At 74.3% G+C, this 21,675-nt stretch carries 19 protein-coding genes and 1 pseudogene; 5 read left to right on the forward strand and 15 right to left on the reverse strand.

From position 1 onward, the window contains the following. Positions 1-122 precede the first annotated feature (122 nt). From ACA361_RS00005 to hutH, 7 genes are all read right to left on the reverse strand, one after another. Complete coding sequence (locus ACA361_RS00005; protein WP_375009622.1) at positions 123-665, reverse strand: bacterioferritin; 543 nt, start codon at positions 663-665, stop codon at positions 123-125. Positions 666-714: 49 nt separating this feature from the next. Beyond that, positions 715-1,878: an imidazolonepropionase gene (gene hutI, locus ACA361_RS00010; protein ID WP_375009623.1), complete on the reverse strand. Its 1,164-nt coding sequence runs from the start codon at positions 1,876-1,878 to the stop codon at positions 715-717. Between the two features lie 84 nt (positions 1,879-1,962). Next, positions 1,963-2,898, reverse strand: a complete 936-nt coding sequence (locus tag ACA361_RS00015) for a hypothetical protein (protein WP_375009625.1) — start codon at positions 2,896-2,898, stop codon at positions 1,963-1,965. A gap of 215 nt (positions 2,899-3,113) precedes the next feature. After that, positions 3,114-4,493: a formimidoylglutamate deiminase gene (locus ACA361_RS00020; RefSeq protein ID WP_375009626.1), complete on the reverse strand. Its 1,380-nt coding sequence runs from the start codon at positions 4,491-4,493 to the stop codon at positions 3,114-3,116. Between the two features lie 10 nt (positions 4,494-4,503). Further along, the gene (locus ACA361_RS00025; protein WP_375009627.1) at positions 4,504-5,703 is read right to left on the reverse strand and encodes an allantoate amidohydrolase; all 1,200 of its coding nucleotides are present in this window, start codon (positions 5,701-5,703) and stop codon (positions 4,504-4,506) included. Positions 5,704-5,707: 4 nt separating this feature from the next. Then, complete coding sequence (gene hutU / locus ACA361_RS00030; RefSeq protein WP_375009628.1) at positions 5,708-7,381, reverse strand: urocanate hydratase; 1,674 nt, start codon at positions 7,379-7,381, stop codon at positions 5,708-5,710. Between the two features lie 41 nt (positions 7,382-7,422). Further along, positions 7,423-8,967: a histidine ammonia-lyase gene (gene hutH, locus ACA361_RS00035; RefSeq protein WP_375009629.1), complete on the reverse strand. Its 1,545-nt coding sequence runs from the start codon at positions 8,965-8,967 to the stop codon at positions 7,423-7,425. 92 nt (positions 8,968-9,059) lie between these two features. Between hutH and ACA361_RS00040 the strand changes: the two genes are divergently transcribed. Beyond that, positions 9,060-9,842, forward strand: a complete 783-nt coding sequence (locus ACA361_RS00040) for an IclR family transcriptional regulator (RefSeq protein ID WP_375009630.1) — start codon at positions 9,060-9,062, stop codon at positions 9,840-9,842. Positions 9,843-9,857: 15 nt separating this feature from the next. On the opposite strand, the gene ACA361_RS00045 is transcribed toward ACA361_RS00040, so the two are convergent. The 4 genes and pseudogenes from ACA361_RS00045 to ACA361_RS00060 all read right to left on the reverse strand — a co-directional run. Beyond that, complete coding sequence (locus tag ACA361_RS00045; protein WP_375009631.1) at positions 9,858-10,769, reverse strand: ABC transporter substrate-binding protein; 912 nt, start codon at positions 10,767-10,769, stop codon at positions 9,858-9,860. Between the two features lie 73 nt (positions 10,770-10,842). Then, the gene (locus tag ACA361_RS00050; protein ID WP_375009632.1) at positions 10,843-11,541 is read right to left on the reverse strand and encodes an ABC transporter permease; all 699 of its coding nucleotides are present in this window, start codon (positions 11,539-11,541) and stop codon (positions 10,843-10,845) included. After that, a complete protein-coding gene (locus ACA361_RS00055) occupies positions 11,538-12,335 on the reverse strand; it encodes an ABC transporter permease (protein WP_375009633.1) in 798 nt (265 codons plus the stop codon). The genes ACA361_RS00050 and ACA361_RS00055 overlap by 4 nt, the downstream gene beginning before the upstream one ends. Positions 12,336-12,367: 32 nt before the next feature. Beyond that, a pseudogene (locus ACA361_RS00060) lies at positions 12,368-13,180 on the reverse strand (ABC transporter ATP-binding protein); the annotation flags it as partial. A 189-nt stretch (positions 13,181-13,369) separates the two neighbouring features. Between ACA361_RS00060 and ACA361_RS00065 the strand changes: the two are divergent. After that, on the forward strand, positions 13,370-14,830 hold the full coding sequence (locus tag ACA361_RS00065) for an aromatic amino acid ammonia-lyase (protein ID WP_375009634.1): 1,461 nt from the start codon (positions 13,370-13,372) through the stop codon (positions 14,828-14,830). Between the two features lie 19 nt (positions 14,831-14,849). Here ACA361_RS00065 and ACA361_RS00070 read toward each other — a convergent pair whose 3' ends face one another. Further along, positions 14,850-15,815: a LacI family DNA-binding transcriptional regulator gene (locus ACA361_RS00070; protein WP_375009635.1), complete on the reverse strand. Its 966-nt coding sequence runs from the start codon at positions 15,813-15,815 to the stop codon at positions 14,850-14,852. Positions 15,816-15,951: 136 nt separating this feature from the next. Here ACA361_RS00070 and ACA361_RS00075 point away from each other — a divergent pair, with 136 nt between their 5' ends. Together ACA361_RS00075 and ACA361_RS00080 are read left to right on the forward strand one after the other, a co-directional pair. Next, the gene (locus ACA361_RS00075; RefSeq protein ID WP_375009636.1) at positions 15,952-16,851 is read left to right on the forward strand and encodes an amidohydrolase family protein; all 900 of its coding nucleotides are present in this window, start codon (positions 15,952-15,954) and stop codon (positions 16,849-16,851) included. After that, entirely contained in the window at positions 16,841-17,395 is a 555-nt protein-coding gene (locus tag ACA361_RS00080; RefSeq protein WP_375009637.1) for a cysteine dioxygenase family protein, read from the forward strand. The genes ACA361_RS00075 and ACA361_RS00080 overlap by 11 nt, the downstream gene beginning before the upstream one ends. 96 nt (positions 17,396-17,491) lie before the next feature. Here the strand turns inward: ACA361_RS00080 and ACA361_RS00085 are convergent, their stop codons facing one another. Together ACA361_RS00085 and ACA361_RS00090 are read right to left on the reverse strand one after the other, a co-directional pair. Continuing rightward, a complete protein-coding gene (locus tag ACA361_RS00085; protein ID WP_375009638.1) occupies positions 17,492-18,475 on the reverse strand; it encodes a hypothetical protein in 984 nt (327 codons plus the stop codon). Positions 18,476-18,646: 171 nt separating this feature from the next. Beyond that, positions 18,647-19,756 (reverse strand): acyltransferase family protein, encoded by a 1,110-nt coding sequence (locus ACA361_RS00090; RefSeq protein ID WP_375009639.1) that lies wholly within the window; start codon positions 19,754-19,756, stop codon positions 18,647-18,649. A 201-nt stretch (positions 19,757-19,957) separates the two neighbouring features. On the opposite strand from ACA361_RS00090, the gene ACA361_RS00095 reads away from it, so the two are divergent. Next, positions 19,958-20,713 carry an SGNH/GDSL hydrolase family protein gene (locus ACA361_RS00095; RefSeq protein ID WP_375009640.1) on the forward strand — a complete coding sequence of 252 codons (756 nt, stop codon included), beginning with the start codon at positions 19,958-19,960 and terminating at the stop codon, positions 20,711-20,713. Here the strand turns inward: ACA361_RS00095 and egtD are convergent. Beyond that, positions 20,710-21,666 carry an L-histidine N(alpha)-methyltransferase gene (egtD, locus tag ACA361_RS00100; RefSeq protein ID WP_375009641.1) on the reverse strand — a complete coding sequence of 319 codons (957 nt, stop codon included), beginning with the start codon at positions 21,664-21,666 and terminating at the stop codon, positions 20,710-20,712. The two genes, ACA361_RS00095 and egtD, sit on opposite strands and share 4 nt — an antisense overlap. Positions 21,667-21,675: the final 9 nt, after the last annotated feature.

A 21,675-nucleotide genomic window follows, 5' to 3' on the forward strand; every position in this document is an offset into this window, starting at 1 on the left:
ATCGCCCAGCGCATCCTCGCGCTCAACGCCGCCATCTGGCACAACTGGCTCATCGACGCACCCGTCAAACGCTCCCTCACCGCCTACGACCACTGACCAGCACACAATTTCCCATCAACGATCTAGGCCATGTCCTTGGGAAGGCGTTCGAGGAGGCCGCGGAGGTCGTCGGCGTGCTCCTCCTCCTGTTCGAGGATGCGCTCGAAGACGCGCTTGGTGGTGGGGTCGCCGTCGCCGAGCCACTGGACGATCTCGGTGTACGAGAGGATCGCGACCCGCTCCGCGACCAGGTCCTCCTTGATCATGGAGACGAGGTCGAGGCTGGCGCCGTACTCGGCGTGGGCGCGGGTGGTGAGGGTGTCCGGCGAGAAGTCGGGGTCGCCGCCGAGCTGGACGATCCGGGTCGCCAGCATGTCGGCGTGCTCCTGCTCCTCCTGGGCGTGCTCCAGGAACTCCGACGCCACCGACTCGGCGTGGATGCCGGTCGCGGTGAAGTAGTGCCGCTTGTAGCGCAGGGTGCACACGATCTCGGTCGCCAGCGCCTCGTTGCACACCTGGATGACGCGTTCGCGGTCGGCGCCGTACGCCTCGGTGATGGGTCCCTTGTCGATTTCCTGCCGGGCCCGCTCGCGCAGGGTCTTGATGTCGGTCAGGAACTCCGCCATTCGTCTGCCTCCTTCGTGACGCAGGAGGCACCTACCCGGACCACGCGATTCACACCTGCCGGCCCCTTCTCCATACGGCGGCGACCTGCGGGACGCCCGGCCGGTAGGCGAGGTGGATGTGGGACGGGGCGTCCAGGATCAGGACGTCCGCGCGGGCGCCCACGCCGAGGTGCCCCACGTCCGTACGGCGCAGGGCCCGCGCTCCGCCCGCCGTGGCGGCCCACACCGCCTCGGCGGGGGTCATGCGCATGTCCCGTACGGCCACGGCGACGCAGAACGCCATGCTGGAGCTGTAGCAGGAGCCGGGGTTGCAGTCCGTGGCCAGCGCGACCGTGGCGCCGGCGTCCAGGAGGCGGCGCGCGTCCGGATAGGGCTGGCGGGTGGAGAACTCGACGCCCGGCAGGAGGGTCGCGACCGTCTCGGAGTTCGCGAGCGCGTCGACGTCCTCGTCCGTGAGGAACGTGCAGTGGTCGGCGGAGGCGGCGCCGAGTTCGACCGCGAGGCGCACGCCCGGGCCGGGGCGGAGCTGGTTGGCGTGCAGGCGCGGTCGCAGGCCCGCCCGGACGCCCGCCTCCAGTACGGTCCGCGCCTGGTCCTCGTCGAAGGCGCCCTTCTCGCAGAAGACGTCCACCCAGCGCGCGTGGGGGGCGCAGGCGTCCATCATGGCGGTCGAGACGAGCCGCACGTAGCCGGCGGCGTCGTCCGCGTATTCGGACGGGACGACGTGCGCCCCCAGGAACGTCACCTCGTCCGCGACCTCCGCCGCGATCCGTACGGCGCGCTCCTCCTGCTCGACGGACAGGCCGTAGCCGGACTTGCACTCCACGGTCGTCGTGCCCTGCCGCGCCATCTCGGCGACGAGCCGCCGCAGGTTGGCGCGCAGCTCCTCGTCGGTGGCGGCGCGGGTGCGGGCCACGGTCGTCCTGATGCCGCCCGCCGCGTACGGGCGGCCGCTCATCCGCGCCGCGAACTCCTCGGCGCGCTCGCCCGCGAAGACGAGGTGCGCGTGCGAGTCGACGTAGCCGGGCAGGACCGCGCGCCCGGCCGCGTCGTACGCCTCGTCCGCCGCGGGGGCGCGGGAGGCCGGGCCGGTCCAGGCGATCCGGTCGCCGTCCAGGACGAGGGCGGCGTCCCGGATCACCCCGAGCGGCCCGTCCCCGCGCCCGGGCTCGTTGGTGACCAGCTCCCCGACGTTCGTGATGACCACGCTCATCGGGTCAGCATCGCACCCGGGCGCCGCGCGGTCGCGGCGCCCGGCCGCGGTCCCGTCTGAAATGCGAGACGTCCGGGCGGGACGTCACCAGCCCTGGGGCGGCGGGCCGCCGTGGCCGGGCGGCTGCGGCGGGTAGCCGGGGCCGGGCGGCGCGGGCGGCGGCTGGTACCCGCCCGGGCCGCCGGGCGCCGGCGGGTAGCCCGGGCCCGGGGGCTGGGCGGGCGGCTGGGGCGGCGGCCAGCCCTGCCCGCCCGGCTGCGGCTGCGGCGGGTACGGGGCGCCCGGCTGGGGCGCCGGCGGGTAGGGCGCGCCGGGCTGCGGGGCGCCGGGCTGCGGGGCGCCGGGCTGCGGCGGGTAGGGCGCGCCGGGCATCGGCGGCTGCGGGCCGCCCATCGGCGGCATCCCGGGCCCGGACGGCGGCTTGCCACTGCCCTTGGCGAGCTTGACCACGCCGCCGACCGCGAGGACGATCAGCGCGATCACGCCGAAGATGAGGATCTTGCCGATGCCGCCGCCGCGCCGCCGCCCGCCGGCGCTGACGTCGACGTCCACGTCGGTGTCCGGCGCGGTGTACGTGGTCGTCGGCGTGGGCGCCGCGGTGGTCGGCGAGGACGTCGGGCCCGCGGCGCCGCGCAGCGAGATCAGCAGCGCGTTCATGGCGCGCGTCAGGTCGTTCGTGCTGCGGCCCGTGGAGGTGAACCGGCTGGTCGCCGTCGACATGTCCAGCCGGGTGAGGCCGGACGCCGGGCCGGCGGTGTAGTAGAGGTAGTCGAGCGTCGGGTTGAACCCGATCACGAGCATGTCCGAGGACGTGCGCCGGCCGCTCACCCAGGTTCCGAACTCGGTACGGGTGGCCGGCTGCCGCGCCGTGTAGATCCGGACCGGCATGGGCAGCGCCTCGGCGTTGGCGCGGACCTCGGCGGTCCGCAGCACCCCGGCCGTGTCGATGACCAGGGCCGGACCGGCGGCCATGGCCGGCACCGGCCCGCTCAGGGCGAGGACCGCCCCGAGAACCCCCACAAACAGCAACAAACGCCGCAACATGTTCACATCCCCGCACAACCCGAAATTCCCAACGATGCAAGCAATCACATCCGGGGGTCCCCGCGCGGGAAAACGGAGATATCACTTGCCGGATTTTTCCCGGTAAGGTGCACGGCGTCCGGGGACGGAACGGCGCGTACAGGGCGATCTCCCCCATCCAGGCGGGGTTGACCCCGCCCGCGGGGAGGCGGTCAGGACTCCTCTCGCCCGCCCTCCTGCTCCTCTTCTTCGGCGGTCACCGCCGCGATGGCCTCGGCCAGGGCGGCCGGGACGTCCGGCACGAGCAGATGCCGGCCGTCCCGGACGATCTCGCGGCCGGAGACCACCACCGTGCGGACGTCCGCGGCCGTCGCGGCGAAGACGGCGGTCTCGGCGGCCAGATCCGGCCCCGCGCCCGCCGTGCGCACCGAGTCGAGCGCCACCGTCACCAGATCGGCGTACGCGCCGGGCTCCAGCCGCCCCGCCTCCGGCCAGCCGAGGCCGTAGTGGCCGTTGGACGTGGCGGCGGCCAGCAGCTCGCCGGCCGTCCAGTGGCCGCGCTCGCGGGTGCGCAGCCGCTCGTTCAGCTCGACCGCGCGGGCCTCCTCGAACAGGTCGATCACCGCGTGCTGGTCCGACCCCAGGCAGATCGGCGCGCCGGCGCGGGACAGGTCGCGGGCCGGCCCGATGCCGTCGGCCAGGTCGCGCTCGGTGGTCGGGCACATGCACACGCCGGTCATGGTGGTGCCGAGCAGGCCGATGTCCTCCTCGGACAGGTGGGTGGCGTGGACGGCGACCGTCCGCGCGCCCAGCGCGCCGCACTCGGCCAGCAGGCGGGTCGGGCTCATCCCGTACGCCTCCTGGCACGCCGCGTTCTCGGCGGGCTGCTCGGAGAGGTGGACGTGCAGGGGCGCGCCGCGGTCCCTGGCCCAGCCCGCCACGGCGCTGATCTGCTCGCGCGGCACGGCGCGCACCGAGTGGATCGCGGCGCCGACCCGGGCGTGCAGGCGGCCCGCCTTGTCGGTCTGCTCGTACAGGCTGTCGACGCGGCGCGCCCAGTTGCCCGCGCTGCCGTCGTTGAAGCGGAGCTGGGGGCCTTCCAGCGGCCGCTCGATCCCGCCGGCGAGGTAGCAGGTGTCGAGGAGGGTGATCCTGATGCCCGCGTCGGCGGCCGCGGCGATCAGGGCCTCGCCCATCGCGTTGGGGTCACCGTACGGGACGCCGCCCGGCCGGTGGTGCAGGTAGTGGAACTCGCCCACGCAGCTGATGCCGGCCAGGGCCATCTCGGCGTAGACGGCCCGTGCCAGGGCGCGGTAGGTGTCGGGGTCGAGGCGGCCGGCGATCTCGTACATCCGGTCGCGCCACGTCCAGAAGGTTCCGGAGCCCGCCTGGGCGCGGGCGCGGAGGGCGCGGTGGAAGGCGTGGGAATGGGCGTCGGCGAGACCGGGAAGGGTGAGTCCGGTCAGGGGGAGCGCGCCCGGCGGGGCCGGGACGCCGCGGGTGACGGACGTGAAGCGCTCACCGTCGGCCTCGATCAGCACGTCGGCGGCCACTCCGTCACCGAGCCAGGCAAACTCGGCATGCCATTGCATATCGGACTCTTTACCCGCCTGCCAGCGCTTTGAGCACGGTGGTGAGGGCCTCCACGCCCGCCAGACAGTCCTCAAGGTCGGCGTGCTCTTCCGGGGCGTGCGAGATCCCGGTCGGGTTGCGGACGAAGAGCATGGCCGTGGGCAGCCGCGACGCCAGGATCCCCGCGTCGTGCCCCGCGCCCGTGGGCAGCACCGGCACGCCGCCGAGCACCGCCGCCAGCCGGTCGCGCAGCGGCACGTCGAAGTCCACGACCTCGGTGTACGACTCCTCCGCCACCTCGACCGCCACGCCGTGCGCGCGCGCCGCCCGCCGCGCCGCCTCGCGGACCTCCGCCACCGTGCGGCGCACGGCCTCGTCGGCGGGGCCGCGGCCGTCCAGCCAGGCCGTCACCGCCGACGGGACCGCGTTCACGCCGTTCGGCGCCACCTCCACTCTGCCGACCGTGGCGAGCGTCCCGTTGCGCTCGGCGGCCTCGCGCGCCGCCAGGACCAGCTCCGCGAACGGCAGCATGGGGTCGCGGCGGTCCTTCAGGTGCGTGGTGCCCGCGTGGTTGCCCTCCCCCGCCAGGTCGAACCGCCAGCGGCCGTGCGGGACGATCGCGCTCGCCACCCCCACCGGGACGTCCAGCGCCCGCCCCTGCTCCACGTGCAGCTCGACGTAGCAGCCGATCCGGGACAGCAGGTCCTCGTCCGGACCGATCCGCTCCGGGTCCAGGCCGTGCCCGGTGAGCACGTCGGCGAGCGTGCGGCCGTCGCGGTCCCGCAGGGCGCGGGCGCGGTACGGGGCGATCGCGCCGGTGAGGAGGCGCGACCCCAGGCAGGCCACCCCGAAGCGCGCGCCCTCCTCCTCCGCGAACGCCGCGACGCCGATGGGGCGGGACGGCCGGACACCGCGCTCGCGAAGCAGGTCGATCGCGGCGAACGCGGACACGATCCCCAGCGGCCCGTCGAACGCGCCGCCGCCCGGCACCGAGTCGAGATGGCTGCCCGTCACGACCGCGTCGCCGCGCCCGTTCCCCGGCGGGAACCACCAGGCGAACAGGTTGCCGTTCCGGTCCGTCTCGATCTCCAGGTCGCGGCGGCGCGCCTCGTCGGCGAACCACGACCGGCACTCCACCTCCGCCGGCGTCCACGCGAAGCGGTGGTAGCCGCCCGTCTCCGCGTCGCGCCCCACCGGGCGGAGCGCCGCCCACATCTCCTCGAAGCCCATGCCCCTACTCCGCCGTCTCCGCGGACTCCGCCATGGGGATCCGCACGCCCCGTTCCGCCGCGACCTCCGCGGCGCGCTCGTACCCCGCGTCCGCGTGCCGCATCACGCCGGTCCCCGGGTCGTTGGTCAGGACGCGCTCCAGCTTGCGCCCGGCCAGCTCCGTCCCGTCGGCGACGCAGACCTGCCCCGCGTGGATGGACCGGCCGATGCCGACCCCGCCGCCGTGGTGGATCGACACCCACGACGCGCCCGAGGCGGTGTTGAGCATCGCGTTCAGCAGCGGCCAGTCCGCGATCGCGTCCGAGCCGTCCGCCATGCCCTCGGTCTCGCGGTACGGGGAGGCGACCGAGCCGGTGTCGAGGTGGTCGCGGCCCAGCGCCAGCGGCGCGCTGATCTCGCCGCGCGCCACCAGGTCGTTGAACACCGCCCCGGCCTTGTCGCGCTCGCCGTACCCGAGCCAGCAGATCCGGGACGGCAGCCCCTGGAAGTGGACCCGCTCCCCCGCCATCCGGATCCAGCGGGCCAGCGGCTCGTTGTCCGGGAACAGCTCCAGGATCGCCCGGTCCGTCCGCGCGATGTCCTTCGGGTCGCCCGACAGCGCCGCCCACCGGAACGGGCCCTTGCCCTCGCAGAACAGCGGCCGGATGTACGCCGGCACGAACCCCGGGAACGCGAACGCCCGGTCGTACCCCGCGAGCCGCGCCTCCCCCCGGATCGAGTTGCCGTAGTCGAACACCTCCGCGCCCGCGTCCTGGAAGCCCACCATCGCCTCCACGTGCGCGGCCATCGACTCCCGCGCCTTCGCGATGAAGCCGTCGCGGTCCTTGTCCCGCTCGGCGGCCCAGTCCTCGAACGCGACGCCGCGCGGCAGGTACATCAGCGGGTCGTGCGCGCTGGTCTGGTCGGTGACGACGTCGATCGGCGCGCCCCGCCGCAGCAGCTCCGGGACGATCTCCGCCGCGTTCCCCCGGACGGCGATGGACAGCGGCTCCCGGCGGTCCCTGGCCTCCTCCGCCAGCCGCAGCGCCTCGTCCAGCGAGTCCGCCTTCCGGTCGCAGTAGCGGTGCTCGACCCGGCGCTCGATCCGGGACGGGTCCACCTCGACGCAGATCGCGACGCCGCCGTTCATCGTCACGGCCAGCGGCTGCGCGCCGCCCATCCCGCCGAGCCCGGCCGTCAGCGTGATCGTCCCGGCCAGCGAGCCGCCGAACCGCTTCGCGGCGACCGCGGCGAACGTCTCGTACGTCCCCTGGAGGATGCCCTGCGTGCCGATGTAGATCCACGAGCCGGCCGTCATCTGCCCGAACATCGTCAGGCCCAGCGACTCCAGCCGCCGGAACTCCTCCCACGTCGCCCACTGCGGGACGACGTTGGAGTTGGCGATGAGCACGCGCGGCGCCCACTCGTGCGTGCGGAAGATCCCGACGGGCTTGCCGGACTGGACGAGCAGCGTCTCGTCCCCCTCCAGGCCGTTCAGGGAGCGGACGATGCCGTCGAAGGCGTCCCAGCTGCGCGCGGCGCGGCCGGAACCGCCGTACACGACCAGCTCGTCGGGGTGCTCGGCGACCTCCGGGTCGAGGTTGTTCATCAGCATCCGCAGCGCGGCCTCCTGCGGCCACCCCTTGGCCGAGGTCAGGGACGTGCCGCGCGGCGCGCGTACGGGACGGGGTCCGGACATGAGAGCTCCTCGAAGACTGGGAGAGAAGGCTGGGACGTTGGCTAGGAGAGGGGACCGGTGACGGACTCGGCGGCCGCGACGAGCGTCCCGTCGCGGACGAGGCCGGTGGCCAGCGCGATCTCGGGCGACAGGTGGCGGTCGGGGCCCGGCCCGGGGACGTGCTCGCGCAGCGCCGCGACGACGGCCGCGGTGGCCGGGCCGGGACGCAGCGGGCGGCGCAGGTCGAGGGCGCGGGCGGCGGTGAGGATCTCGATCGCGATCACCTGCGCCAGCCCGTCCACCGAGCGGCGCAGCTGGCGGGCGGCGTTCCAGCCCATCGAGACGTGGTCCTCCTGCATCGCCGACGACGGGATCGAGTCGGCGCTGGCCGGCGCGGCCAGCCGCTTCAGCTCCGACACGATCGACGCCTGGGTGTACTGGGCGATCATGTGGCCGGAGTCGACGCCGGGGTCGTCGGCCAGGAACGCGGGCAGTCCCGCCGAGCGGCCGCGGTCCAGCATCCGGTCGGTGCGGCGCTCGGACATCGACGCCAGGTCGGCGGCCGGGATCGCGAGGAAGTCCAGCACGTACGCGACGGGCGCTCCGTGGAAGTTGCCGTTGGACTCCACCCGGCCGTCCGGCAGCACCACCGGGTTGTCGACGGCCGAGGCCAGCTCCCGGGACGCGACCAGCTCGGCGTGCGCGAGCGTGTCGCGGGCGGCGCCGTTCACCTGCGGGGAGCAGCGCAGCGAGTAGGCGTCCTGGACGCGGGTGCAGTCGGGCCCCCGGTGCGACTCCATGATCTCCGAGGCGGCCAGCAGCTTGCGCAGGTTGGCCGCCGACGCGGCCTGGCCGGGATGCGGCCGCAGATCCTGCAGGTCGGCGGCGAACACGCGGTCGGTGCCCAGCAGCGCCTCGACGGTCATCGCCGCGGCGACGTCGGCGGCGGTGAGCAGCCGGCGCAGGTCGCCGATGGCCAGGACGAGCATGCCGAGCATCCCGTCCGTGCCGTTCAGCAGCGCGAGCCCCTCCTTGGCGCCGAGCGTCACCGGCTCGATCCCGGCGGCCGCGAGGGCCTGCGCGGCGGGCATCAGCGTGCCGGACGCGTCCCGGACGGGCCCTTCCCCGATCAGCGCCATCGCCACGTGGGCCAGCGGCGCGAGGTCGCCGGAGCAGCCGAGGCTGCCGTACTCGTGCACCACCGGCGTGATCCCCGCGTTCAGCAGCGCGGCGAGGGTCCGTGCCGTCACCGGCTGGACGCCGGTGCGCCCGGTGGCGAGGGTGCGCAGCCGCAGCAGCATCAGCGCGCGGACGACCTCCCGCTCCACCTCGGGCCCCGACCCGGCCGCGTGCGACCGGACGATGTTCAGCTGCAGCTGGGCGCGCAGGTCCGGCGCGATGTGCCGCGTCGCGAGCGCCCCGAACCCGGTCGACACCCCGTACACCGGCGTCGGCCGCGACGACAGCTCCTCGATGTGCGCCCGAGCCGCCGCCATCACCTTGACCGCCTCGCCGGACAGCGAGATCGGCGCACCGTCCCGGGCCACCGCCGTGACCTGGCCGAACGTCAGCGGCTCCGGCCCGACCTCGACCCCGTTCTCCCCCATGCGCGATTTCATACCCCTCATTGGAGCCGTAAGCGCCGGGCATGAGGAGGGCCGCCGCGGGCGTTCTGTCTCAGATACGAGACACTGGGCGGATGGCGACCAATGGGCAGGTACCGGCGGCGAAGCGGGCCCTGGCGGTGCTGCGGCTGCTCGCGGGCTCGGCGGGGCCGCTGCCCGCCTCCGCCATCGCGCGGGAGCTGGAGCTGCCGCGGTCGAGCACGTACCACCTGCTGACCGCGATGGCCGAGGACGGGTTCGTGGCGTACGTGCCGGAGGAGCGGCGCTGGGGGCTGGGCGTGGCGGCGTTCGAGATCGGCTCGGCGTACCTGCGGCACGGGCCGCTGGAACGGCTGGCGCGGCCGCTGCTGCGGCGGCTCGTCGACCGGGCCGGCGAGATCGCGCAGCTCGGCGTCCTGCACGGCGCCGAGACGCTCTACCTGCTGAAGGAGCAGCCGCCGCGGCACGCGACGCTGGTGACCGACGTCGGGGTGCGGATGCCCGCGCAGCTCACGGCGAGCGGGCGGTCGATGCTGGCGCACCTGCCGGCGGCGCAGGTGCGGGCGCTGTTCCCGGGGCCCGCCGCGTTCGTGGACCGGACCGGGCGCGGCCCGGCGTCGCCGCGCGAGCTGCGGCGGGTGCTGGCGGAGGACGCCCGGCGCGGCTGGTCCGCCGAGGACGGCCAGGTCACCGAGGGTTTCGCGAGCATCGCGGCGTGCTCGTTCGACCACACCGGCCACCCGGCGGCGGCGATCACGGTGACGTTCCACCGCGACCGCCGCCCCGAGGACACCTGGCCGGAGCTCGCCGCCGCCGTGCGGGCGGCCGCCGCCGGCCTCACCGCCCGCCTGGGCGGCCGGCCGCCGGCAGAGCGTTGAGCCGCGAGTCGACCGTCAGGACAGGCCGTTCTGGCCGAGCCAGTTCTTCGCGATGGTCTCCGGGTCGGTCTTCTTCTCGGAGATCTCGGTGTTCATGTCCTGGAGGTGCGCGGTGGTGAGCTTGGCCGAGACCGCGTTCAGGGTGTTGCGGACGGTGTCGTTCACCTTGGCCTTGAAGACCAGCGGGACGACGTTCTGCGCGCCGAAGACGTTCTTCGGGTCGGCGAGCGCCACGAAGTCGTTCTTCTTGATCGCGGCGTCGGTGGTGAACAGGTCCGCGGCCTGGATCTGGCCCTTCTGCAGGTTGGACACGGTGATCGGGCCGGCGGTGTCCAGGGACTTGAACTCCTTGAACTTCAGCCCGTACACCTTCTCCAGGCCGACCAGGCCCTGCTGCCGGGTCTTGAACTCCGGCGGCCCGCCGACGACCATCTTGCCCGCCACCGGCTTGACGTCCTCGATCGACTTCAGGTTGTTCTGCTGCGCGAAGTCGGCCGTGACGACCAGGGAGTCCTTGTTCTCGGCCTGCGAGGGGGTCAGGATCTCCAGCTCCGGCGGCAGCTTCTGCTTCAGCGCCGCGTCCACCTCCTGGGTGGTGCTGGCCTTGTTCTCCTTGTCGACGTGCGCCAGCAGCGCCCCGTTGTACTCGGGGAACACCTGGATCGCGCCGCTCTTGACCTGCTCGTAGTAGACCTCGCGGGAGCCGATGCTGAACTTCCGCTCGACCTTGACGCCCTTGGCCTCGAGCGCCTGCGCGTAGATCTCGCCGATCAGGCCGCTCTCGGGGAAGTCGGCGCCGCCGATCGTGATGCTGCCGCCCTTGCCGCCCCCGCCGCTCAGGGGGTCACCGTCGCCTCCGCCGCCGCAGGCGGTCAGCGCCAGCACGGCCGTGACCAGCGCGGCGGCGCCGCGAATCATCCGGGACATGTGTGGTGTTCCTTCCTCCGGGACCGGACGCGCCTGCGCGCCCGGGTCGTGCTGTGCCGGGCCGGGGTCCGGCTCAGGACGCCGCCGCCCGCTGCCGTACCCCGGCGGACACGGCGTACCGGTAGAGGCCGGCGAAGGCGACCTGGGTCAGGACGGCCAGCAGGATCACCAGGATCGCGCCGCCCGCCATGCTGTCGTAGTCCTGCCGGGAGTAGCCGTCGACGATGTAGCGGCCGAGGCCGCCGAGCCCCACGTACGCCGCGATCGTGGCGGTGGAGATGATCTGGATCAGCGCGGTGCGCAGGCCGAGCAGGATCAGCGGCAGCGCCACCGGCAGCTCGACCCGCAGCAGCACCTGCCGGCCGGTCATGCCCATCCCCTCGGCCGCGTCCCGCAGCCCCGCCTCGACCTGCTGGACCCCGGCGTAGGTGTTGACCAGCACCGGCGGGATCGCCAGCGCGACCAGCGGGATCAGGATCGGGACCAGGTCGCCGGCGGTCGTCAGGATCACCGCCAGGATGAGCAGGCCCAGCGTGGGCAGCGCGCGCGCCGCGTTCGCCGAGGACAGCACCAGGAACCCCGCGGCGGCGGCGGGCCGGCCGCGCCGCAGGTGGCCCAGGACGAGCCCGAGCGGCAGCGCGATCAGCACCGTGAGCGCGAACGCGAGCAGCGAGTACCACAGGTGCTCGACCAGCCGGTTGGGGATGCCGTCGGCGCCCGTCCACTGCGCCGACCGGCCGAACCAGCCGAACGCCTCCCAGATCGCGTTCACCGTGCCTCCTCGGGCTCGGCCGGTACGGGACCGCTTCCCTCGCCGCCATCGGCGGTGCCCTTGCGGACCGGTCCCGCCCCGGACCCGGACGCGGCCTTGGCGCGGCGGCCGCGGCCGGCGCGCTCCCAGGGCGTGAGCAGCCGCTGCACGACCAGCAGGACCAGGTCGGCGACCAGCGCCAGCAGGATGATCAGCACGATCGCGACGATGATCGGGGTGGTGAACCCGCCGCCGGGCCACTTCATGCCCTTGACCATCAGCTGCCCGAGCCCGCCGATGCCGATGAGCGCGCCCACGCTGACCAGGCTGATGTTGGCGACCGTGGCCACCCGCAGCCCGGCCATGACCACCGGCACCGCGATCGGCAGCTCGACCCGGACCAGCCGGCGCAGCGGGCCGAAGCCCATCGCGACCGCCGACTGCCGCACATGGTCGGGCACGGACCGCAGCCCGTCCACCACGCTGGGCACCAGCACCGACAGCGTGTAGAGCGCCAGCGGGACGATCACCGTGGTGTACGTCAGCCCGCTGAACGCGACGAAGATCACGAAAAGCCCGATCGCCGGGACCGCGTACAGGACGCTGGTGGCCGCCAGCACCGGCGGGTAGAGCCGGGTCCAGCGCGCGCAGGCCAGCCCGACCGGCAGCGCGATCAGCAGCCCGAGCAGCACGGGCGTGAACGACAGCACCAGGTGCTCGGTCAGCGACTCGGCGATGTCGCCGCTGAGGTTGCGGCCGATCCAGTCCCACCGGATCAGCGGCTCGCCCTCGGGCGCCGCCAGTACCGGGGTCACCGGTCCGCCACCGCCGCGGACGCGCCCGACTCCGGCTCGCCAGGGGGCTTCGCCACGGACGCGGCATCCTCGGCCGCCTCCTCGGCGTCGAGTTCCTGGAAGAAGCGGAGCCGGCGGATGCCGCGGTCGCCGCCCAGGAAGTCGCGGACGAAGTCGTTCGCGGGCTCGGCCAGCAGCTCCTCGGGCGTGGAGTACTGCGCGAGCGTGCCGCCGACCTGGAACACCGCGATGCGGTGGCCCAGCTTCACGGCCTCGTCGATGTCGTGGGTGACGAACACGATGGTCTTCTCGACCTCGTCCTGGAGCCGCAGGAACTCCTCCTGGAGGTCGCCGCGCACGATCGGGTCGACGGCGCTGAACGGCTCGTCCATCAGCATGATCGGCGGGTCGGCGGCCAGCGCGCGGGCGACGCCGACGCGCTGCTGCTGCCCGCCCGACAGCTGCGCCGGGTACCGCTTGGCGAGCTTGGGGTCGAGGCCGACGCGCTCCATCAGCTCGTGCGAGCGGGCGCGGGCCTTCTTCTTGTCCCAGCCGAGCAGGTACGGCACCGTGGCGATGTTGTCGACGATCGTGCGGTGCGGGAACAGCCCGGCCTGCTGGATCACGTACCCGATGCCGCGGCGCAGCGCGGGCGGGTCGATGTCGCGCACGTTCTTCCCGTCGACGGTCACGGTGCCCTCGGTGGCCTCGACCATCCGGTTGATCATGCGCAGGGTGGTGGTCTTGCCGCAGCCGGACGGGCCCACCAGCACGGTGATCCGGCCGGCCGGGATCTCCAGGTCGAGATCGTCGACGGCCACGGTGCCGTCCGGGTAGCGCTTGGTCACGCCCGCAAAGGTGATCAAACGATTCACGTCCTCGGTGGGCGTCGGTGCAACGCCTTCTTCCGCTCGCTGACAGGGTGATGATCGGATTCGGCTCGGATCCAGGTTAGTCCGTGGTCACCTCCGGCCCAACGCACCGGTGGGCCGGCGCGGCCACGGGGCGCTTCCGTAGTTTAACGATCGGAATAGACTAGAAAGTAGCGTGAGCCCGTGGAGAACAGTCGAATCGTTATCGACGGGACGAACCTCACCTGTTCCGCGGTGGCGCGCGCCGCCCGCGCGGACGTGACGATCGTCATGGCCGCCGAGGGCGCCGAGCGGGCCCGCGCGGCCTGGAAGACGGCCCGCGCCCTGGCCGCCGAGCAGCCGGTGTACGGGCGCACCACCGGCGTCGGCGCCAACCGCGAGGTGGGCGTGGAATGGGAGGACGCCGACGCGCACGGCCTGCGGCTGCTCCGCAGCCACGCCGCCGGCGCCGGCCCGCTGGTGGCGCCCGAGATCGTCCGCGCGATGCTGACGGTACGGCTGAACCAGCTCGCCGCCGGCGGCTCCGGCGTCGACCCCGGCGCGCTCGACGCGCTGGCCGACGTGCTCAACCTGGGGCTGCTGCCGCCGGTGCCGATATACGGCGCGATCGGCACCGGCGACCTGACCGCGCTCGCCTCGACCGCGCTGTGCCTGCTCGGCGAGCGCGCCTGGCTGCCCGCCGCGGACGGCACCCGGCCCCGCGGCCCCGGCTTCACCCTCCGCTCGGCCGACGCGCTGGCCTTCATCAGCTCGAACGCCGCCACCCTCGGCGAGTCCGCGCTCGCGGTGTCGGACCTGCGCACGCTGCTGGCCGCGTCGACCGTCGTCGCGGCCCTCTCCCACTTCGCCGTACGGGGGTCGGACGAGCCGTACGCGGAGGCCGTCCACGAGGCGTGCCCGCACCCGGGCCAGCAGGAGGCGGCCGCCGCGATGCGGACGCTGCTGGCCTACGAGCGGCCCGCGCCGGCGCGGATCCAGGACCCGTACGGCTACCGGGCGTTCCCGCAGGTCCACGGCCCGGCGCTGGAGGCGGCCGGGTACGCGGAGGCGGTCGTCACCCGGGAGATCAACGCGGCCGCCGAGAACCCGCTGATCGACGTGCCGGGCCGCGCGGCCTGGCACAACGGCAACTTCCACACCGCGTACGCGGGCCTGGCGCTGGACGCGGCGCGGGCCGCGCTCTTCCAGACGATGGCGCTGTCGGCCGCGCGGCTCGGGACGCTGTCGGAGCCGTCGTTCACCGGGCTCTACCCGTTCCAGGGCGCCACCGAGGCCAGCTCCGGGATCATGATCCTGGAGTACGTGGCGCACTCGGCGCTCGCGGACGTCCGCCGGCTGGCGACCCCGGCGGCCCTCGGGAGCGCGGTGCTGTCGCGCGGCGTCGAGGAGCACGCGGGCTTCTCCACCCAGTCGGCCCGCGCCACCACCGAGACGCTCGGCGCGTACCGCATCGCGCTGGGCTGCGAGCTGGTCGCGGCGGTCCGCGCGCTGCGCATGCAGGGGCGCGCGCCGTCGGCCGGGCCGCTGCGCGCGGCGTACGACATCGCGGCCGGGTCGCTCGACCCGCGCGTCGACGACCGGCCGCTGGACACCGACATCGCGATCGCGGCGGACCACCTGCCCGCCCTGGCCGGACTGCTGTAGTAGGGCCATCGGTCGGCGCTCAGCGGCGGGCCGTGGACTCGCGGACGCGCAGGGACGGCTCGCGGACGACCCGGCGCTTGCGGGGCTTGCCGTCGATGACGTCCACCACCAGGCGGACGGCGGAGTGGACGATGCCGTCGATGTCCCAGTCGACGGTGGTCAGGGGCGGGGTGAGCAGGGCCGACATCGGGTGGGCGTCGTAGCCGCACACGGCGACGTCGCCGGGGACGTCCAGGCCGAGGACGCGGGTGGCGGCGTAGACGCCGTACGCGATGGAGTCGGAGAAGCAGAAGACGGCGGTGGGGCGGCCGGGGCCGCGCAGCAGCCCGGTGGCGACCTCGGTGGTCTCGGCCAGCGACTGCGGGGCGACGACGACCTCGGCCTCCAGCCGCAGCCGCTCGGCCTCGGCGTTGACGTGCACGTCGGCGGGGCGGTCGGGGGTGCTGGCCAGCGTCGGGGTGAGCACGGCGATCCGCCGGTGGCCGAGGTCGCGCAGGTGCTCCAGGGCGAGGGTGACGCCGCGGCGGTTGTCGAAGACGACCTCGCCCTGCGACCGGCCGCCGCGCAGGGCGTCGCCGATCGAGACGACCGGGACGGTCTCCGGCAGCTCGGCCCACAGCGGCGCGGACGGGTCGAGCGGCTGGACGATCAGGCCGTCGACGCGCTGGTCGCGCAGCTGGCGGGCCAGGGCCAGCTCGCGGGCCGGGTCGTTGAACGCGTCGACGATCAGCGCGTAGCGGTCGCGGGCCAGCAGGGAGCGGCTGATGCCGACGGCGAGGGACTGCTGCCAGTAGTCCTCCAGCGAGCCGCACAGCAGCCCGACCATGCCGGTGCGGCCGCTGGCCAGCGCGCGGGCGATCGGGTGGGCCTCGTAGCCGAGCTCCTGGGCGGCGGCGCGGACGCGCTCCTGCGTCTCCTCGGACGTCTGGATGCCGCGCAGCGCGTACGACACGGCCGCAGGCGACAGCCCCGTCGCCTGCGCCACCTCCCGGATGGTCGCGCGCTTGCGCCTTTCTGGCACTCTGCAAACCCTAGACGGTCCGGCCGACAGAACTCGCGCACCTCTTGACGGCGGCGCCACTGAACCGCTTCACTGAAGCGGTTCAGTAGGAGGGGGGGCGATGGCCGGGATCGACGTTCACCAGCATGTTTGGAGCGTGCCGTTCATCGAGGCGCTCCGTGCCCGGCGCACGCCCCCGCTCCTGGACGGCTGGACGCTCCGCCTGGACGGCGAGCCGCCGTTCGAGGTCGACCCGGCGGACCACGACGTGGAGCGCAGGGCGGAGACGGCCCGGCGGGACGGGCTCGACCGCGCGCTCGTCTCGCTGTCCGCGCCGCTCGGCATCGAATCGCTTCCGGCGGGCGAGGCGCGGCCGCTTCTGGACGCCTACCACGCGGGCGCGGCGGAACTCCCGGAACCGTTCGGCGCGTGGGCGTCCGCCTCCGTGCGGGACGTGGACGCCGCGGCGACCGCGCGCGTCCTCGACGCGGGCTTCGCGGGCCTCCAGCTCCCGGCGACGGCGCTGGCCGGCCCCGGCGGGTACGAGCGGTGCGCCCCGCTCCTCGACCTGCTGGAGGAGCGCGGCCTCCCCCTGTTCGTCCACCCGGGCCCGGCGGCCGGGGCCGGGCCGGGCTGGTGGGCGGCGCTCGTGCCGTACGTGCAGCAGATGCACGCCGCGTGGTTCGCGTTCCGCGCGTTCGGCCGGCCGCGCCATCCCCGGCTGCGGGTCTGCTTCGCGATGCTCGCCGGGCTGGCCCCGCTGCACGGGGAGCGGCTCGCCGCGCGCGGCGGCGGCCGCGGCGAGGTCGACCCGGACGTGTTCGTCGAGACCTCGTCCTACGGGCCGCGCGCCGCCGACGCCGCCGTCCGGGCCCTCGGGGTCGACGCGGTCGTGCACGGCACGGACCGCCCCTACGCCGCCCCCCGCGACCTCGCCCTGGGCGAGGCCGCCGGGCACGCGTTCCGCGTGTCCAATCCGAACCGGCTGTTGCTAGGAAAGGAGCGCATGGATGTCGGCTGAAGCGATGCCGGCCGAAATCGTCCCGGTGACGGACGTCCCGCCGGACCGCCCGGAGGGCCTGCTCGCGGACCTGCCCGCACGCGCGCTCGGCAAGCACGAGCTGCGCGCGCTGGCCGACGCGCTGGCGGAACGGCCCGAGCTGTGGCGGCGGCACGTGCGCTTCTCCGGCGAGCGGCGCCACTACGCGTCCCTCTACCGCGACGAGTACGTGGACGTGTGGCTGCTGTGCTGGACGCCCGAGAACGACACCGGCTGGCACGACCACGACGTCTCCTCCGGCGCGGTACGGGTCGTCGGCGGCGCCCTGGAGGAGTGCAACCCGCGCATCGGCGGCGCCCACGTACGGACGGTGGTCCCGGCGGGCACGTCCTTCTGCTTCGGGCCCGACCACATCCACCGGCTGGTGGGGGCCGCGCCCGCGAGCGTGTCCATCCACGCCTACTCGCCGCCGCTGTGGCGGCTGGGCCAGTACTCGATCGCCGAGGACGGCCTGATGCGCCGCACGTCGGTCAGCTACGCCGACGAGCTGCGCCCCCTGGACTGATCCGGCCGGCGGGCCTGGGGAGAGCGGGTCGCCCGGTCCCCGCTCTGACCGGACGCCCGCCCTCTACTGATGTCAGCGCCGGGGCGCCCGGAAACGTCACACCCCCGGGCGCGCGAACCGGTCGCGCAGCTCCGTGAAGGCCGCGGCGGGGTCGGGGCCGTAGAGGTCCCACGGCGACGCGGTCGCGCGGTCGCCGATGAGCTCGAACTCCTCCCGGGCCGCCGGCGCGTCCCCCGCGAGCGCGAAGGCGAACGCGAACGCGTTGTGCACCTCCGGCCAGCCCACCCGGGGGCGGTACGCGGGGTGGCGGATCGAGTGGTCGGCCGCCGCGCGCAGGTCGTCGCGCACCTCGTCCCGCGCGATGTAGTCCTCCGCCCGCCCCTTGGGGAGGGAGCGCCACATCTCGATGTGCGCGTCGGCGACGAGCCGCCCCAGGGGGCTTCCCGCCGGGGAGTTCGCCACGGCGCCCCGCGCGAACGCGAACATCTCGTCGTGGCCGCCGTACCAGCGCTCGCAACGGTAGGTGAACATCTCCATGTGCGCGCGCAGGTGCCCCGGATGCAGTTCCAGGACGCGCTCGAACCGCCGCCGCGCCTCCTCCGGCCGCACCCGGCCGCCCAGCGCGCACGCCAGCAGGTACGTCCAGGCGCCCGTCTCGCCCGGGTCGCGGGCGGCCACCTCGCCCAGGCACGCCTCGGCGAGTTCGAGGCGCTCGCTGAAGCCGGGGAAGCGCCCGTCCCCGGCGTCCTGCCCGGCGTACGGGGCGTTCCGCGCCTCCCAGGCCCAGGCGGCGGCGTGCGCGCCGCGGACCAGCAGCGGCAGCGTCGAGCGGGGCTCGCCCCTGATCCAGGCGCCGATCCAGTCCTGGAGGCCGGGGACGCCCGCGCAGACGGAGAGGTAGAACGCCCGGTCGTCCGGGTCGGTCACGGTGGCCAGGAACTCGCTCGCCCACGGCCAGTCCTCGTGCAGCAGCGCCGCGCGCAGGTCGGCCGCGGCCGGGTCGTACCCGCAGGGGTCGATCACCGGCGGCGCGCCGTCCCGCGGCCGCCGCTCCGCCCGGCGCCTGCCGAAGAGCCCCATGCCGCGCCCCCTCCTCCCGCGCGGCGTCCACCACCACGGGTATGGGCCGACAAAATAGGCCATCACGGGATGTAGAGCACACCACCACCCCGTGTCGCCCGTTCACCCGCAGCGCGCGGGCAGGAGTCACATCCGGATCAGGGCCGGGGTCAGCGCCGGATCGACACGGGATCAGTTCCGGACGAGTTCGCGCGGCGGCGTCTCGGGCCGCGGCTCGGGAACGGGCGGCGGCGCGTCCTGCGCCCGGACCGGCAGCAGCGACGCCTTCAGGCGCGCGCGCATCCACGCCTGGCCCGGCCGCTCGACCAGGCGGTACACCGCGTACGCCAGCAGCAGCGACGCCGCGGTGGCCAGGGCGAGGGCGGTCCACTTGTCGAGGGCGGGATAGGCGTGCTCCAGCAGCGGCAGCGCGATCTGCGAGTGCGTGAGGTAGAGCGGGTACGTCAGCGCGCCGAGCACGGTCAGGCCGCGCCAGTTCAGCCGCCGCAGCCGGCCGGTGGCGACCAGCGCCATCACGGCGAAGATCCCGGTGACGGCGGCCGCCACGACCGTCTCGTCCGAGCCCTCGAACACGTGGCCCGTCCGCCAGACGCTCCAGTGGACCGCCAGCAGCCACGACACCGCCACGTACCCCCACAGCAGCAGCGTCGGGCCGAAGCGGTAGATCATGAACAGCGCCATGCCCCCGATGAAGTACGGGCTCCACGTCGGCATCAGCATGACCTGCAGCAGCTTGTGGTCGGCCTCGTCGGCGAAGATCCCGGCGAGCGTCCAGCCGGCCATGAAGACCAGGCAGCTCCGGTAGCCGATGCCGCGGGCGGCCAGCACGGCGATCAGCACGTAGAAGTGCATCTCGACCCAGAGCGTCCAGAAGACCGCGTCGATGCTCTTCAGGCCGAGCCCGGCCTGCAGCATGGTGAGGTTGGGGACGACCAGCCCCGGCACGCCGTTGCCCAGCCGGAAGCCGGCCCAGATGGCCAGGCCGAGCAGGACCGCCGCCCAGTACGCCGGCAGCAGCCGGGTCAGCCGCGAGACGCCGAACTCGCCCGGCGACCGGCCCCAGGCGCTCATCAGGATGACGAAGCCGCTGATGAGGAAGAACAGGTCGACGCCCAGGTAGCCGTACCTGGTGACCTCGCCGAGCGCCCCGAACAGCTCCCGGGACGGCTCGGGCCAGGGCCCCTCGCCGTCGAAGCCGGTGAAGTGGAACAGCACCACCGCCAGGGCCGCGACGAAGCGCAGCAGGTCGAGTTCGCGGAGGCGGCGGTCGTGTGGGGTCACCCGCGAGACCATGGCGGCGGCGGATGGCCCGTTCGGGTCGGCGGTGTGAGCCCGCGGTGAACGCCGGATGTAGGAGTCGGGACATGCGCCTGCACATGCGGATGTAACAGGACGGCACAGGAGTTCGCGGACGGTACGCGGACGCCCACGAGTTCTCCTAAGATCGGCGGGACACTCCTCACGAAACCGGGTGGACCCCCCATGACTTCTCGCCGCGCGCGCCGCGGCGCGGCGATCCTCGCGCTGTGCCTGGCCTCCGTAACGGCGACCGGCTGCGGCGCGCTCTCCGGCGACGCCCCGGGACCGCGGTCGAGCCCCGCCGCGGCCGCGACGAAGCCGGTGACGGCCGCGGCCCCCGTGGTGATGTTCCTGGGCGACAGCTACACGGTCGGCGAGGCGGGCACGCTGGAGGAGCACACCTACGCGTCGGCGGCGGCGCGGCTGCTCGGCTGGCAGGTGATCGTGGCGGGCCGCAGCGGCACCGGGTTCGCGACCGGGGGCCGCGCGGGCCAGGCGTTCGGGCTGCTGTTCGAGAGCCAGCTCGGCTGGCGCCCGGCCCCCGACCTGCTGATCGTGTCGGGCGGCCACAACGACTGGGACAAGCCGCCGCAGCAGGTGGCGGCCGCCGCGCGGGACGTGCTCGACCGCGCCCGCAAGCGGTGGCCGGGGACCCGGATGGCGTTCGTCGGCCCGATCTGGGGCAACGAGTCGCCGCCGCCGGAGGCGCTCGCCGTGCGCGACGCCCTCCAGGGGGTGGCCAAGGGGATGAGCGTCCCGTTCATCGACCCGATCGCCGAACGCTGGATCACCGGCCACCGCCTCCAGGGCACGGGCAACGCGCCGCGCTTCATCAAGCGGGACGGCGTCCACCCGACCCTGGAGGGGCACCGCTTCATCGCGACCCGGCTCGTAAAGGACCTGAAGCGGCACGGCCTGGATCACCCCACGGCCGGCTAGGCCGCTCCCGGGCGCGCGAGGCTCAGCGAGAAGTCCCCGGCGGCGTCCGTCCAGAACTCCGCCAGGGCGAGCCCGGCGGCCTCCAGCTCGGACGCCAGGCGCTCGCGGCGGAACTTGGCGGAGATCTCGGTGCGCATCTCCTCCCCGGCGGCGAACGCCACCTCCAGGTCGAGGCCGCCGACGCGGACGGTCTGGGACCGCGTGGAGCGCAGCCGCATCTCGATCCACTCCTCCGAGGCGTTCCAGACGGCCGTGTGCTCGTACGCCCCGGGCGCGAAGTCGGCGTCCAGCTCGCGGTTGATGACGCGCAGGACGTTGCGGTTGAACTCGGCGGTGACGCCGGCCGCGTCGTCGTAGGCGGCGACCAGCCGCCGCTCGTCCTTCACCAGGTCGGCGCCCAGCAGCAGCGCGTCGTCCGGGCCCATCGCGGCGCGCAGGCCGGACAGGAAGCCGATCCGCCCGGCGGGCGCCATGTTGCCGATCGTCCCGCCGAGGAACGCGACCAGCCGCCGCTCGCCGCCGGGCAGCAGGTGCAGGTGCTGCTCGTAGTCGGCGACGACGGGATGGACGTCCAGCGCGGGATGCTCGGCGGCGATCCGCGCGGCGGCCCCTTCCAGGAAGTCGCCGCTGACGTCCACCGGGACGTACGCGCGGAGCGTGCCGCGCAGCGCGTCCAGGAGCAGCCGGGTCTTCTCGCCCGACCCGGCGCCCAGTTCCAGCAGCGTGCGGGCGCCGGTCGCGGCGGCGATCTCGGGCGCGCGGGCGGCCAGGATCTCCCGCTCGCGGCGGGTCGGGTAGTACTCCTCCAGCCTGGTGATCTCCTCGAACAGCTCGCTGCCGCGCTCGTCGTAGAACCATTTCGGCGGCAGCGTCTTCGGATCGTTCTCCAGGCCCTCCCGGACGTCCCGGCGCAGCGTCTTGGCCAGGTCGTCGGCGGTGAGGAAGCGGTCCATGCGGTCTTC

Origin of the sequence: Actinomadura sp. 21ATH (assembly GCF_041951345.1) — a bacterium.
Lineage (GTDB): Bacteria > Actinomycetota > Actinomycetes > Streptosporangiales > Streptosporangiaceae > Spirillospora.

Bases quoted from the DNA above. Each gene is read 5' to 3' on its own strand.
- ACA361_RS00005 (WP_375009622.1), bottom strand. From the start codon at position 665: ATGGCGGAGTTCCTGACCGACATCAAGACCCTGCGCGAGCGGGCCCGG.
- hutI (WP_375009623.1), bottom strand. From the start codon at position 1,878: ATGAGCGTGGTCATCACGAACGTCGGGGAGCTGGTCACCAACGAGCCC.
- ACA361_RS00020 (WP_375009626.1), bottom strand. From the start codon at position 4,493: ATGCAATGGCATGCCGAGTTTGCCTGGCTCGGTGACGGAGTGGCCGCC.
- ACA361_RS00025 (WP_375009627.1), bottom strand. From the start codon at position 5,703: ATGGGCTTCGAGGAGATGTGGGCGGCGCTCCGCCCGGTGGGGCGCGAC.
- hutU (WP_375009628.1), bottom strand. From the start codon at position 7,381: ATGTCCGGACCCCGTCCCGTACGCGCGCCGCGCGGCACGTCCCTGACC.
- hutH (WP_375009629.1), bottom strand. From the start codon at position 8,967: ATGGGGGAGAACGGGGTCGAGGTCGGGCCGGAGCCGCTGACGTTCGGC.
- ACA361_RS00040 (WP_375009630.1), top strand. From the start codon at position 9,060: ATGGCGACCAATGGGCAGGTACCGGCGGCGAAGCGGGCCCTGGCGGTG.
- ACA361_RS00045 (WP_375009631.1), bottom strand. From the start codon at position 10,769: ATGTCCCGGATGATTCGCGGCGCCGCCGCGCTGGTCACGGCCGTGCTG.
- ACA361_RS00075 (WP_375009636.1), top strand. From the start codon at position 15,952: ATGGCCGGGATCGACGTTCACCAGCATGTTTGGAGCGTGCCGTTCATC.
- ACA361_RS00080 (WP_375009637.1), top strand. From the start codon at position 16,841: ATGTCGGCTGAAGCGATGCCGGCCGAAATCGTCCCGGTGACGGACGTC.
- ACA361_RS00085 (WP_375009638.1), bottom strand. From the start codon at position 18,475: ATGGGGCTCTTCGGCAGGCGCCGGGCGGAGCGGCGGCCGCGGGACGGC.
- ACA361_RS00095 (WP_375009640.1), top strand. From the start codon at position 19,958: ATGACTTCTCGCCGCGCGCGCCGCGGCGCGGCGATCCTCGCGCTGTGC.
- egtD (WP_375009641.1), bottom strand. From the start codon at position 21,666: ATGGACCGCTTCCTCACCGCCGACGACCTGGCCAAGACGCTGCGCCGG.